Raw genomic sequence first — 13,568 nt, forward strand, 5'->3', positions numbered from 1 at the left:
CCGGCCGGCCCGCCGGTGAACCGGTGGTCCCCGTCGCGCGTACTCCAGGGGCGGGTCGGAGGCGGCCGCGGGGCGGATGAGCGAGGGCGGGCACATGGCACACACGGTGGACGGCCGCGGCGGGCGGGCCCGCGGTGCACGGGGCCGCGGCGCGCGGCGGGAGGCCGCCGCGCGGTACGCGCTCCTGCCGCTGCGGGTCTTCCTCGGTGTGACCTTCGTCCACGCGGGCCTCGACAAGCTCACCGACGCGCAGTTCACCGCCGCGTCCGGCGCCGGATCGGTCGGCGAGCTGATGCGGTCCGTCCGGGACGCCTCGGCCGTGCCGTGGCTGGTGGACCAGGCGCTGCGCGACCCCGCGCTGTTCGGGTACGCGATCGGCGCCGGTGAGGTCGCCGTCGGGCTCGGCACGCTGGCCGGGCTGCTGGCACGGGTGGCCGCGGCGGGAGGGGCGCTGATCTCGCTGAGCCTGTGGCTGACCGTCAGTTGGCAGAGCGATCCGTACTACTACGGCAACGACCTGGCCTACCTGATGGCCTGGCTGCCCCTGGTGTCGGCCGGGGCGCCGGTGCTCTCCCTGGACGCGGCCCTCGCGGCGCGCCGGCGCCGCACCCGGTAGCCGGCCCAGGCGGCCGCCGCGGCGAGCCCCAGGCCACCGCCGAGCAGCGGGACCACCGCGTACCAGGCGGGGTCCCAGGAACCGGCCGCCCCGCCGCCGTACACGACGGCCACGACCAGGCCCGTGAGGCCCACGACCAGCCGGCCCGGCCGGAACTCACCGCGCGGCACGGGCCACCTCCACCAGTCCGACGGCGATCCGCAGATCCAGGACGAGGGTGCCGCCGGGCACGGTGCCCGCGGGCGGCGCGACGGTCCGTGTGACGTCCCGGTCCAGCCCGACGTCGATGTCGTCGGCGCCCCGACCGGTCCCGGCCTGTCCGGTCGGGGCGCGGCCGGTCCCGGTGCCGTCGGGCGCGGCGGGCGGCTCGGCCGGTGGGAGCCGTACGTCGCCGAGGTCCGCGTGGCCGTGCACCCGCACGGTCGCGTCCGCCGGCACCGTGACGGCCAGACGCCCCGCCCCGGCCTCGGCGGCCACTCGGACGGTGCGGCCCGCGGGGACGTCCAGCGCGGACAGGTCGAGTGTGCCGTCACCGGTGCCGAGGGCGTAGCGGGGCCGTACGTCCGCGACCGACGCCGGCCGCCACTCCACCCGCGTCCAGTCCGTACCGATCTGCCGCGGCAGCGCCGAGGCGCCCGCCAGGAGGAGCGCCGTGACCACCGTCAGGAAGACCGTGCCGGCCCCGGTACGGCCCACGAACGCGCTCACCACCAGGCCGAGCGCGAAGACGGCCAGCGCGCACGCCAGACCGGTCTGCAGGGCCGTGGCGAGCGGGTGGCCGACCCAGGTGGACGCCGTACCGGCGGCGCCCGCCGACAGCGCGAGGAACAGCACGGGGCCGCCGAGGGAACGCCGCTCGCGCCGCGCCGCGCGCGTCGGGCGGTACCAGGGGGAGTCGTCCGGAGGGCCGTCCACGGGGCCCCACAGATAACCGACGGGCACGGGACCCGTCGAACCGTCCTTCACGATCGGGTCGCGCCACCAGGAGGGCGCGTCCGGCGGCGGCGGGGCCTTCGTCTCGGGCGGCGCCTCGGCGCCCGCCGCGTGCGCCGCGGCCGCCGCGGCGGGTTCCAGCCCTTCGGGGTGGCGCCGCCGCTGGGACCAGACCGCCGCGCCGGCCGCCGCGCAGGCCAGCAGGATGGCGAAGCCGATCGCGTCGCCGTTGGCGCCCAGCATCGACAGGAACAGCCCGCAGCCGACCAGCGCCATCAGCACGGCGGTGAGGGAGGCGCCGTCCACGCGGCCCGTCAGCAGGCGCCGCGCCTCGTTCTCGTCCTCGCCGTCGGCGGGCACGGCCAGCCAGGCGAAGCCGTAGAAGATCAGTCCGATGCCACCGGCCGCCGCGAGCACGCCCGTCACCACCCGGAACACCACCGGGTCGACGTCGACGTGCCGGCCGAGCCCCCCGCACACCCCGGCGACCACCTTCTGCCGCCGGGTACGGCGCAGCGGCGGGTGCTGCGGTGGGGCCCCGGGCGCCTCCGGAGGGGCGGGCGTCGCGCTCGTCATACGACCATGGTGACCGCCCAGCCCCCACGACGGCACCCGTACCGACCCTGGCCGACCCCTGATATTCCCCGGGCCCGCCCTGGGCCGTCCCGTCCCTCCGGCCGACCCCGCCGGCCCCGGCCCGCCCTCGACCCCCTACCCGCCCCTCGCCGGACTGGCCTGCCCGGCCCGCGCGAACCGGCCCGCTGTCCGGGACATCAGGACCTCGAACGGCTCCTGCCGGCGGGCTGGGTCTACGCTGTGACTCGCGGCCACCGCACGATCTTCAGTCTTCACGCACCGATGACCAACGGTGGCCGCGCCCGTCTTCACCGCCCCTCGGTCACGACGTGCGGAGACGGGGCCGCATCCCTTCCGTGTCCCGCACGGGGCACGCAGCGTTCGCCCGCCGTCCCGTGCCAGGAGGACACATGCAACGCGGTGAAGTCTGGTGGGTCGACTTCGACGAGCGACGCCCGGTCGTGCTGCTCTCAGACGAGGAGTCATCCAGTTTCCAGGCGATGCAGGTCGTCGCGCCAGCGGGCGTCGACATCAGTGGCCTGGGCGTTGAAGTGGCCGTAGGAGCCCCGGAAGGACTGCCCTTCGACGGCGTGCTGCGGTTCGCGTTCCCGCCTCCGGGCATTACTCCGTGCACATGGCTGACCACCGTGGCCCGAGACGACCTGATCGAGCGGGCGGGCGTGTTGTCCTCCGTGAAGCTCGGCGAGGTCGGAGAGGCCCTCCGCGCCGCTGGACAGAGGAGGGAGTGGACTCCGATGACGGCTGCCAGGATCAGCGAGATCAAAGATGCCCGCCGTCTCGGAGGACTCGAGTAGCGGACGCCTGTGCTGCCCAGCTCGATCTCGTCGACGACTGACCGCTGCCCCCTCTCCACCGCACTCCAGCAACAAGATCACGCCCTACGGCTGGAGTACTGGCCCTCGGTTCCGCCTGGCCCCCGGCCCTGCCCTGCCCCCCGCTCCGCCTCGGCTCCCCCTGCATGGGCGCTCGGCTCCTGCCTCCGGTTGCCGCCCAGGGCCCCAGGCCCTGCCCGGCGCCCGGCTCCTGCTCCCCGCCTCCGCCTGGCGCCCTGCACGACCGAGACTTCACCCCCGCCCGGGGCCCGGCCACCGTGCGGGGCCCGCCCGCCGTGCGGGGCCCGGGGCCTCGGACCGGCTTCGGGGGGTGCCGACGGCCTCGGCGTGCCCGGTGCGCCGTGCTGCTGACGGGCCGGTGGAGGGGGCGGGGGGACGGTCGCGGGGCCCGGGGTCGGGGTGGCGGGGGTGGGGTTCTCAGGGTCGGGGTCAGGGGCGGCCCTGATGTCCGCCGGGTGGGGGCGTGTGACGATCGGACCATGCCAGCCGCCGCCCGCCCGCCGCAGACGACCGAGGACCCGCCCGTGCGCCGGCTCTACCGGAGCGCCGACGGGCGGATGCTCGGCGGGGTCGCGCGCGGGCTCGCCGGGCACCTCGGGCTGCCGGTGGTGTGGGTGCGGCTGACGTTCCTCGGGCTGTTCCTCGCCGACGGGCCGCTGTGCGTCCTGCTCTACGCCGCGTTCTGGATCGCCGTGCCCCTCGGGATCGGCGGGCGGTCCACCGAGCCGCGCACGGTGTTCGCGACCACGCCTGACGGGCGGCGCCGCCTCCGCAGGCCCGACCGGGGTCAGGTGGTGGCGCTGGTCGCCCTGCTGGCCGGGGCGGCCGTGTTCGTCGGCACCGTCGACCTGGGCGGCGAGGCGAACCGATACGTGTGGCCGACCCTGCTCGTCGGCGTCGGGGTCGTCCTGGTGTGGCGGCAGGCGGACAACGCCCGCCGGGCCCGCTGGAGCGACTCCGGGAGCCGCAAGCGGCTGTTCCAGCTGGCGCGCGGCCTCGCCGGGGTGGCCCTGGTCGGCATGGGGCTGACGGTGTTCCTGGTGGTGCGCGGCTCGGCCGCCCAGCTCGGTACGGCGCTGACGGCCGCGATAGCCGTGCTGGCCGGGATGGCGCTGCTGGCCGGGCCCTGGCTGGTGCGGATGTCGCAGGACCTGTCCGAGGAGCGGACGATGCGCATCCGCGCGCAGGAGCGGGCCGAGGTGGCCGCCCACGTCCACGACTCGGTGCTGCACACGCTCACCCTGATCCAGCGCAACGCCGAGGACCCCGCCGAGGTCCGGCGCCTGGCGCGCGCCCAGGAGAGGGAGTTGCGGAACTGGCTGTACCGGCCCGAGGGCACCGGGAAGGACGAGGCCGAGGAGCCGGAGACGCTCGCCGAGGCGGTCAAGAGGGCCGCCGCCGAGGTCGAGGACAAGCACGGCGTGCCGCTGGAGGTGGTCGTCGTCGGCGACTGCCCGCTCGACGAGGGCCTGGCCGCGCAGATGCAGGCCGCGCGCGAGGCGATGGTCAACGCCGCCAAGTACGGTGGCGTGGGCGGTGCCGTGCAGGTGTACGCGGAGGTCGAGGGCCGTGCGGTGTTCGTCTCCGTACGGGACAGGGGGCCCGGCTTCGACCTGGACGCGGTCCCCGAGGACCGCATGGGCGTACGGGAGTCGATCATCGGGCGAATGCGCCGCCACGGTGGCACCGCGCGCGTGCGGTCGGCGCCGGGCGACGGCACCGAGGTGGAGCTGGAGATGGACAGGGCGCAGGAGGCGGACGGATGACGGAGACGGGTGGACCGGTGGACGGACAGGCGGGCGGACCGGTGGGCGGACCGGCGGGCGGGGCTCCGGAGCAGCGCCGGGTGCGGGTGGTGCTCGTCGACGACCACCGGATGTTCCGCACGGGCGTCCAGGCCGAGATCGGGCGGACGGAGGAGACGGGCGTGGAGGTCGTCGGCGAGGCCGCCGACGTCGACCAGGCGGTCACCGTCATCACCGCGACCCGCCCCGAGGTGGTCCTGCTCGACGTGCACCTGCCGGGCGGCGGCGGGGTCGAGGTGCTGCGCCGCTGCGCGCCCCTGATGGCGGCCGCCGAGTCCCCCGTGCGCTTCCTGGCGCTGTCCGTGTCGGACGCCGCCGAGGACGTCATCGGGGTGATCCGCGGCGGTGCCCGCGGTTACGTCACCAAGACCATCACCGGCGCCGACCTGGTCGACTCCGTCTTCCGGGTGCAGGAGGGCGACGCGGTGTTCTCGCCGCGCCTGGCCGGCTTCGTGCTGGACGCCTTCGCGTCGACGGACGCCCCGCCGGTCGACGAGGACCTCGACCGGCTCACGCAGCGCGAGCGCGAGGTGCTGCGGCTCATCGCGCGCGGCTACGCGTACAAGGAGATCGCCAAGCAGCTGTTCATCTCGGTGAAGACCGTCGAGTCGCACGTCTCGGCGGTGCTGCGCAAGCTCCAGCTGTCCAACCGGCACGAGCTCACCCGGTGGGCGACGGCACGCCGACTCGTCTGACGGCGCCGGCGCCACGCCGGCGCCGTCGCGCGCCGCCGACCCGTACCACCGCCCCGCCGAGCCGCGCCGCGCCCTGCCGGGCCGTGCCCGGACCGGCCCAGCCGCGCCCGCGCCGTACCCAGCCGCGCCACCGCCCCGCCGCACCGCGCCGGCCCCGCCGGGCCGTACACCGCCCCGCCGGGCCCCCGTGCCCGGCCGCGCCACCGCCGCGCCGTGCGCAGGCAGGGCCGGCGCCGTACCCCACCGCCCCCCGACCCCCACCGGGCCCCCGACCCCCACCGGGCCCCCGACCCCGCCGGGCCCCCGACCCCCACCGGGCCCCCATCCCGCCGACCCCCCACCGCACCGTCCCGCGGCCGTTTGTGGCGCGATCGGTGGGAATGCGCGGCAACCCGCCGGGCCTCGGCGCCCTCCTACGAACCGTGATGAGCCTGACGGGTACGCCCTTCTTCGTGACCGCGGCCGCCCTCGCGGTGGTCGCTGTCGTGGTGCCGTTCGTGTGGTGGGGCCGGGTACGTGGGCCGCTCCTGGTCCGGGGTCTGGCACGGCTCGCGATGGTCGGCTTCGCGCAGGTCACCGCGATGCTCGTGGTCTTCCTCGCGGTGAACGACGCCAACGGCCTGTTCAGCGACTGGGACGACCTGCTCGGCCGGCAGGACAACGTCCGGTCGGCCGACGACCTCGGCCCGGACGGGCTCGGCGGCCGCAGGGTCGCCGACCTGCCGAAGACCCGGCAGACGTTCCGGCCCGTCCCGGCGTCCACCGACGGCCGGCTCAGGACCACGCTGCTGGAGGGGCAGGTGTCCGGGGTGAGCGCCGAGGTGTACGTCTGGCTGCCGCCGCAGTACGACGACCCCGCCTACCGGAACGTCAAGTTCCCCGTGGTGGAGCTGTTCTCCGGCTTCCCCGGCACCCCCTCGTCGTGGTTCGCCGGGCTGCGCGTGACCGAGCAGCTGGAGCCGCTCATGCGGGACGGCCGGGTCGCCCCGTTCATCCTCGTCTCGCCGCGCACCAAGCTCCTCGGCGACGCGGACGCGGGCTGCGCCAACGTCCCCGGCGTCGTCAACGCCGAGACGTGGGTCAGCGTCGACGTACGGAAGATGGTCATCGACAACTTCCGCGCCGTGGGGACGCCCGACGGCTGGGCCGCGGCGGGCTTCTCGGCGGGCGGGCACTGCGCGGCGAAGGTCGCGCTGGCCCACCCCGACCGGTACCGGTACGCGGTGAGCATGTCCGGGTACAACGACCCGGCCGCCGAACCCGCCTCCATCGTCGGCAAGGACGAGCGGCTGCGGAAGGCCAACGACCCGCTCACCCTCCTGCGGGCCGCGCCCACCCCGCCCCGCCTCACCCTGCTCTACACCGGCGACGGCGGTGACGGTCACCAGCAGGGCCTCGACCTGCGGGCCGCCGCACAGCCCCCGACCCGCGTCGAGGTGCGCCGCGTCGTCGGCGGGCACCGGACGTCCACGTGGGCGGAGGAGGTGCCGGAGGTCTTCACCTGGCTGACGCGCCGGCTGGAGGGCGCGGGCACGGCGGCGCACCGCCGGTGACCCGGCTCGGGGGCGCGGGGGGTCAGCCGACGCGGGTGGCGGCCGCCCAGGGCATCGAGTCGACGGGCGCGATCCGCACCGTGGAACCGCTGCGCGGGGCGTGGATCATCCGCCCGTCGCCGATGTAGATGCCGACGTGGCTGAGGCCCGGGTAGAAGAAGACCAGGTCACCGGGGGCCAGCCGGTCCCGCGGGACGCGCCGGCCGGTGCCGATCTGCGAGTACGTGGTGCGGGGCAGCGACACCCCGGCGGCCCGCCAGGCGGCCTGCGTCAGGCCGGAGCAGTCGTACGACGACGGGCCGGTCGCGCCCCACTGGTACGGCCGGCCGATGGCGCCGTACGCGTACGCCACGGCCCGCGCGGCCCGGGTCGTCGGCGCCCGCAGGGAGTCCGCCGCCGAACGCTCCGCCGCGGGGCGCTCCGCCGGGGCGGTGCGGGCCGCGCGCCCCGCGCCCCGGCGCCCGCCGCCGGCGGTCTCGGACGCCTCGTACGCGGCCCGCTGCTCGGTGGTGAGGCGGGAGAGCAGCAGCCGGGCGGCGGCGAGCCGGTTCTGGACGGTGGTCTTGTGCCGGTGCGCCTCCGCCTGCCGCGTCCGCAGCTCCCGCGCGTGGTCGGCGGCCTCGCCGCGCAGCCGGTTGATCTCGACCACCTGGCCGCGCAGCGCCGCGATGGCGGCGGTCTGCCGGTCGCCGATCCGCTCGGTGAGGGCGGCGCCGCGCAGGTACGCCTCGGGGTCGGAGGAGAACGCCAGCCGCAGGGCGGGGCCGAGGCCGCCGTCGCGGTACTGGGCGGCGGCGGTCGCGCCGAGGGCGTCACGCGCGGCGGTGAGCCGCTCGGTGCGCCGGGCCGCCTCGTCCTGCAGGGCGTCGAGCCGGTCCCGGGCGGCGTCGGCCTGCTCCCTCGCGCCGTTGTACCGCTCGGTGGCGGCCTCCGCCTCGCGGTACAGGCGGTCGACCTCCGCCCCGGCCGGCGACGCGGGGGCGGGCCGGGGGGCGGCGTGCCCGGCCCCGTCGAACGCGGTGGCCGTGGCCGCCCCGGCCAGCGCGAGGGTGGCGGCCCTGCGGCCGGCCCGTCCGCCGAGCGGGCGCTGCCTGGGCTTGCGGTGCGCTGCCACGAGGGCGCTCACTTCCCTTCACGTCATGTCACGTCACCTACGGCCGGCCGCGGCCGGCCACCGGCTACGGGGAGGCTCCGCCTCCGGCGGGTGCCCGGTCCGGGCCTGGCGGGGGCCCGACGGGGCCGGACGGAGGCCGGACGAGGGTCGGTGCCTGGGGGAGGACGCTAGGCGCGGGCGGCGGTGCGGAGTGGGCGGGTGACCGCTATTGGCCGCGGCTGTGGGTTCCGGTGCGGAGCGTGGCCGCCGGCATGCACGGAACCTGTCATTCCGCATCAGCCGTGACCGATGTACCGGAACAGGCCGACCTGGCCGACGGGCGATGGTAGGGCCGTGGTTAGGCTCCGCCCCATGAACGTGCTCATCAACGTCTTCGTCGCCCTGCACGTCCTCGGCATCGCCGCGCTCCTCGGCGGGTTCCTGACCCAGGTGAAGGCGATGCGGGCGGGTACGGCCCGCATGGTTCCGGCCATGCTGCACGGCGCGCTGACCATGCTGGTCACCGGTATGGCCCTGGTCGGGCTGAACCAGGCCGAGGGCGCGACCGTCGACAACGTCAAGATCGGCGTGAAGCTGGCGCTGCTGGTCGTGATCCTCGGCCTGGTCTACGTCAAGCGGGACGACGAGCGGGTCGGCACGGGCGCCTTCGCCACGGTCGGCGCCCTCACGGCTGCCAACGTCTTCATCGCCACGCTCTGGACCTGACGGCCCCGCCGCCCGTCCCGCGGAGTCGCCCCGCGCCGCGCGCCCACCGGAGCCCGCCCCGCCCCGCCGCCCGTCCCGGGAGCCCGGCCGCGCCGCGCGTCGTGCGGGAGCCGGCCCCGTTGCGGGCGCAGGGTCGGAGGGGATCGGCGCGTCCTGGTGCCCGTCGTGGCCGGTGACGCGGCAGAGGTGCTTCCACCTCGTGCGGGTGCACCTTGACGCCGGCGGGATGCTGCCCACCACGCCGGGCGAGGTCGTACGCCAGGTGAGGATCCGGGGCGGACCCGGGCCCGCGGCGGGGGTCACGCCGGGCGGGCGGCTCCGGCCACCTCCGTCGGGGAGAGCGGCTCCGCGCGGACGCCCGCCCCGGGGCCCGGTGCGTGGATGACCGTGCCGTCGCCGGCGTAGATCCCGACGTGGCCGGGCTGCCGGTCCAGGAGGACCAGGTCGCCCGGGAGCAGCTCCTCCGCCGCGACCGGCCGCCCCGCCGCCAGCTGCTCCGCGGCGGTGCGCGGCAGCTCCACGCCCGCCGCCTTCCATGCGGCCCGGGTCAGCCCGGAGCAGTCGTACGAGGACGGGCCGCTCGCGCCGCGCACGTACGGCTTGCCGAGCTGCGCGCGGGCGAAGGCGAGGACCTTCTCCGCCTCGGCCGCGTGACCGGGGCGGTGCGCGACGCGCGCGGCCCCGACGCCGCCGTCCACGTCGGCCCCCCGGACCGTGCCGACGGTCCCGGCCGTGCCGACGGTCCCGGCCAGGGCTGTGGCACGGGGGCTGCCGCCGGTACCGGTGCCCGTACGCGTGCCTCCGTCCAGGTCCGTCGCGGTCGCCGTCGCCGTGCCGGTCGTGCAACCCGCTCCGGCCGTGCCCCCCGCCCCGGCGGCCCCGTCCACCGGGGCCGGAGGGAGCTCCGGTGCCGACGGGGCGGGCGTCTGCCACGGCCGGCCCTCCCAGGCGGGCCCTCCTGGCCCCTCCCAGACCCGTCCCGCCGGAGCCGCGCCGGACAGTCGGTGCCCCGCGTCCGCCGCCCGGGCCACCAGGGCGCGCGCCCCGGCCAGCTTCGCCTGCACGGTCCGCTTGGCGGTGCGCACCGCCTCCCGCGACGCCGCGGGGGGCTCGGGCACCGGAGCCTCGACGCCCCCGGCACCTTCCGGAGCCGGAGCCGGAGCCGGAGCCGGACCCGGAACCCGCTCGGGCGCCGGCCCGGGCGGGTCGAGGAGCCGGCCGCGCACCGCACCGCCCTCCCGCGCCCCGCCACCGCCGTCGCCACCACCGACGCGGTCGCCGGGCCGTGACCGTTCGGCGGCCGGCCCGGCCCCGGGGTACGCCGGGTGTGACGGGTACCGCTGGGCGGCCGTCCCGGCCAGCCGGTACAGGTCGTCGACCTTGCGCTGGACCTCGTCGACGGTGGGACCGCCGCCGGGCCCCGGGGCGGCGACGGCGGGACCGGCCGCCGCGGGCTGGCTGGACAGCAGAGTCACGGAGGCGAGGGCGGCCGTCGTGAACCCGACGGCGGGGGAGTGGGCACGTACCGTACGAGCGGTGGTGCGGTTGCGCGGCTTGCGATGCGACGCCAAGGGTCGGCATCTCCTTCCGTGGACCGCCTGCCGGGAGAGCCGTCGGGTGGCTGGGTGCGGGCGCGGATGCGGAAGGTGCCCCACGGTCCCGCCGCGGGCGGCGGCGTGCACCGGTCCACCCCGTCCTGCTGGGTGGTCTCCCCGGCTCCCGGTGGCCGCGCGCCGGCCGTGGGCGGGCAGGCGGGGGCGCGCCGGGAACGGCGGCGGCGGCTCGATCGGCGCGGGTCGCCGAAAAGGGGGACGGGCCGCTTGGGCGAGCACGCTAGCCAACCTGTGGCGGCGCTGTGAAGGTCACCGAGCGATATGCCCGATACGTTTCCGTGACCTTGCGCTGGGTGACCGGGAGTGGCCCTCGGTGAGGCGCCCGGTTCCGCCCCGGCTTGTCGGTGGGTCCGCCTAGACTCGGTAGGCGATGAGCAGCCTCTTTGACGACAGCTTCCTGGCGGACCTCCGCAACCACCCCGCGGACGAGCCGCCGCCGCCCGAGGACTCCGAGGCCACCCCGGCCGCGGAGGAGGTCCCGCACGACCTCTTCGGGGGGAAGTTCGACGTGCCACCGGCCCGGGACCCGTTCTACCGGGACGGCTCGCCGCGCCCGGTCGTCGACCCGGAGGCCCTGCTCGACGGGTTGAACGAGCAGCAGCGCGCCGCCGTCGTCCACACCGGTTCGCCGCTGCTCATCGTCGCCGGCGCCGGCTCGGGCAAGACGCGCGTCCTCACGCACCGCATCGCGCACCTCCTCGCCACGCGGAACGTCCACCCGGGGCAGATACTCGCCATCACCTTCACCAACAAGGCCGCCGGCGAGATGAAGGAGCGGGTCGAGCAGATCGTCGGCCCGCGCGCCAACGCCATGTGGGTGATGACCTTCCACAGCGCGTGCGTCCGCATCCTGCGCCGCGAGTCCAAGCGGCTCGGCTTCACGTCGTCGTTCTCGATCTACGACGCGGCCGACTCCAAGCGGCTCATGGCCCTGGTGTGCCGGGACCTCGACCTCGACCCCAAGCGGTACCCGCCGAAGTCGTTCAGCGCCAAGGTCTCCAACCTGAAGAACGAGCTGATCGACGAGGAGACCTTCGCCGACCAGGCCGCCGACGGTTTCGAGAAGACCCTCGCCGAGGCGTACCGGATGTACCAGGCGCGGCTGCGCGAGGCCAACGCCCTGGACTTCGACGACATCATCATGACGACGGTCCACCTGCTCCAGGCGTTCCCGGACGTCGCGGAGCACTACCGCCGCCGCTTCCGGCACGTCCTCGTCGACGAGTACCAGGACACCAACCACGCGCAGTACACCCTCGTGCGGGAGCTGGTGGGGGAGGGGTCCGAGGACCTGGGCCCGGCCGAGCTGTGCGTGGTGGGCGACGCCGACCAGTCGATCTACGCCTTCCGCGGCGCGACCATCCGCAACATCCTCCAGTTCGAGGAGGACTACCCGGAGGCGACGACGATCCTGCTGGAGCAGAACTACCGCTCCACGCAGACGATCCTGTCCGCCGCCAACGCCGTCATCGAGCGCAACGAGAGCCGCCGTCCCAAGAACCTGTGGACGAACGCCGGCACCGGCGCCGGCATCACCGGGTACGTCGCGGACACCGAGCACGACGAGGCCCAGTTCGTCGCCGACGAGATCGACCGCCTCACCGACAGCGGCGAGGCGAAGGCGGGCGACGTCGCGGTCTTCTACCGGACCAACGCCCAGTCCCGCGTCTTCGAAGAGGTCTTCATTCGCGTCGGCCTGCCCTACAAGGTCGTCGGCGGCGTCCGCTTCTACGAGCGCAAGGAGGTCCGGGACGTCCTCGCCTACCTGCGCGTCCTGGCCAACCCGGAGGACGCCGTCCCGCTGCGCCGCATCCTCAACGTCCCCAAGCGCGGCATCGGCGAGCGCGCCGAGGCCATGGTCGAGGCGCTGGCCCTGCGCGAGCGGATCACCTTCCCGCAGGCCCTGAAGCGGGTCGACGAGGCGTACGGCATGGCGGCCCGCTCGGCGAACGCGGTGAAGCGCTTCAACCAGCTCATGGACGACCTGCGCACGATCGTCGAGTCCGGCGCGGGCCCGGCGGTCGTCCTGGAGGCCGTCCTGGAGCGGAGCGGCTACCTCGCGGAGCTCCAGGCGTCGACCGACCCGCAGGACGAGACGCGCATCGAGAACCTCCAGGAGCTGGCGGCCGTCGCCCTGGAGTTCGAGCAGGAGCGCGGCGAGACCGAGGGTGAGGACGCGCCCGCCGCGGGCACGCTCGCCGAGTTCCTGGAGCGGGTCGCCCTCGTCGCCGACTCCGACCAGATCCCGGACGACGACGAGGAGGGCTCCGGCGTCATCACCCTCATGACGCTGCACACGGCGAAGGGCCTGGAGTTTCCCGTCGTCTTCCTGACGGGCATGGAGGACGGCGTCTTCCCGCACATGCGCGCCCTCGGCCAGACCAAGGAGCTGGAGGAGGAGCGGCGCCTCGCCTACGTGGGCATCACGCGCGCCCGGGAGCGGCTGTACCTGACGCGCTCCTCGATGCGCAGCGCGTGGGGCCAGCCCTCGTACAACCCGCCGTCGCGGTTCCTGGAGGAGATCCCGGAGCAGCACGTGCAGTGGAAGCGCACGGGCCGGACGTCCGCCGCGCCCGCGGGCGCGGTCGGTCCCGCGTCCGGTGTCGCCGCCTCCCTGTCGGCGTCCCGCTCCCGCGGCGGCCCGTCCGGTTTCGCGACGCGCCGCACGGCGGACAAGCCGGTGGTCGCGCTGACGGTGGGCGACCGGGTGACGCACGACCAGTTCGGTCTCGGCACGGTGACGGCGCTGACGGGCACGGGCGGGGACACCCAGGCGACCGTCGACTTCGGCGACGGCAAGCCGAAGCGACTGCTGCTGCGGTACGCGCCGGTCGAGAAGCTGTAAGGGGCACCGTCCCGGCCGGGCGCGGGCGTAGGTCCGGCCCGGCGTCCGGGCGGGCGGGCGTAGGTCGGCCGGGCGCGGGCGTAGGTCCGGGCCGGCGTCCGCGAGGGCGTCAGGTCCGGGTCGGCGTACGTCCGAGGGCCGTGTCCGGCAGTGCCGGGCCGGGGCGTGCGAGCGGGGCGGGTGCCGGCGGGTCCGGTCGGTCGTGGGCGTACGGCCGGAACCGTGCCGGGCGGGGCCGTGCCGGACGAGGCCGTACGCC

General features: G+C 76.1%; 10 protein-coding genes. 7 read left to right on the forward strand and 3 right to left on the reverse strand.

The features are described from left to right. The first annotated feature begins 94 nt into the window (after nucleotides 1-94). On the forward strand, nucleotides 95-616 hold the full coding sequence (locus ACF053_RS19470; RefSeq protein WP_391955014.1) for a DoxX family protein: 522 nt from the start codon (nucleotides 95-97) through the stop codon (nucleotides 614-616). Nucleotides 617-772: 156 nt separating this feature from the next. On the opposite strand, the gene ACF053_RS19475 is transcribed toward ACF053_RS19470, so the two are convergent. Beyond that, on the reverse strand, nucleotides 773-2,125 hold the full coding sequence (locus ACF053_RS19475) for a PspC domain-containing protein (RefSeq protein ID WP_391955015.1): 1,353 nt from the start codon (nucleotides 2,123-2,125) through the stop codon (nucleotides 773-775). Between the two features lie 410 nt (nucleotides 2,126-2,535). On the opposite strand from ACF053_RS19475, the gene ACF053_RS19480 reads away from it, so the two are divergent. The 4 genes from ACF053_RS19480 (at nucleotide 2,536) to ACF053_RS19495 (ending at nucleotide 7,032) form a co-directional block, all read left to right on the forward strand. Beyond that, on the forward strand, nucleotides 2,536-2,940 hold the full coding sequence (locus tag ACF053_RS19480; RefSeq protein ID WP_391955016.1) for a type II toxin-antitoxin system PemK/MazF family toxin: 405 nt from the start codon (nucleotides 2,536-2,538) through the stop codon (nucleotides 2,938-2,940). 518 nt (nucleotides 2,941-3,458) lie between these two features. Next, nucleotides 3,459-4,745, forward strand: coding sequence for a PspC domain-containing protein (locus ACF053_RS19485; protein ID WP_391955017.1), 1,287 nt, complete (start codon nucleotides 3,459-3,461; stop codon nucleotides 4,743-4,745). Beyond that, complete coding sequence (locus tag ACF053_RS19490; RefSeq protein WP_391955018.1) at nucleotides 4,742-5,479, forward strand: LuxR C-terminal-related transcriptional regulator; 738 nt, start codon at nucleotides 4,742-4,744, stop codon at nucleotides 5,477-5,479. Before ACF053_RS19485 ends, ACF053_RS19490 begins: the two co-directional genes overlap by 4 nt. A gap of 425 nt (nucleotides 5,480-5,904) precedes the next feature. Next, a complete protein-coding gene (locus ACF053_RS19495) occupies nucleotides 5,905-7,032 on the forward strand; it encodes an alpha/beta hydrolase (protein WP_391955019.1) in 1,128 nt (375 codons plus the stop codon). 22 nt (nucleotides 7,033-7,054) lie between these two features. Here ACF053_RS19495 and ACF053_RS19500 read toward each other — a convergent pair whose 3' ends face one another. Beyond that, nucleotides 7,055-8,146 carry a C40 family peptidase gene (locus tag ACF053_RS19500; protein ID WP_391955020.1) on the reverse strand — a complete coding sequence of 364 codons (1,092 nt, stop codon included), beginning with the start codon at nucleotides 8,144-8,146 and terminating at the stop codon, nucleotides 7,055-7,057. A 351-nt stretch (nucleotides 8,147-8,497) separates the two neighbouring features. Here ACF053_RS19500 and ACF053_RS19505 point away from each other — a divergent pair, with 351 nt between their 5' ends. Further along, complete coding sequence (locus tag ACF053_RS19505; RefSeq protein ID WP_391955021.1) at nucleotides 8,498-8,851, forward strand: hypothetical protein; 354 nt, start codon at nucleotides 8,498-8,500, stop codon at nucleotides 8,849-8,851. 299 nt (nucleotides 8,852-9,150) lie between these two features. Here the strand turns inward: ACF053_RS19505 and ACF053_RS19510 are convergent, their stop codons facing one another. After that, nucleotides 9,151-10,422 (reverse strand): C40 family peptidase, encoded by a 1,272-nt coding sequence (locus ACF053_RS19510; protein WP_391955022.1) that lies wholly within the window; start codon nucleotides 10,420-10,422, stop codon nucleotides 9,151-9,153. Nucleotides 10,423-10,834: 412 nt separating this feature from the next. Here ACF053_RS19510 and pcrA point away from each other — a divergent pair, with 412 nt between their 5' ends. After that, the gene (gene pcrA / locus ACF053_RS19515; protein ID WP_391955023.1) at nucleotides 10,835-13,309 is read left to right on the forward strand and encodes a DNA helicase PcrA; all 2,475 of its coding nucleotides are present in this window, start codon (nucleotides 10,835-10,837) and stop codon (nucleotides 13,307-13,309) included. Nucleotides 13,310-13,568: the final 259 nt, after the last annotated feature.

Origin of the sequence: Streptomyces kanasensis (genome assembly GCF_043077165.1) — a bacterium.
Lineage (GTDB): Bacteria > Actinomycetota > Actinomycetes > Streptomycetales > Streptomycetaceae > Streptomyces > Streptomyces changanensis.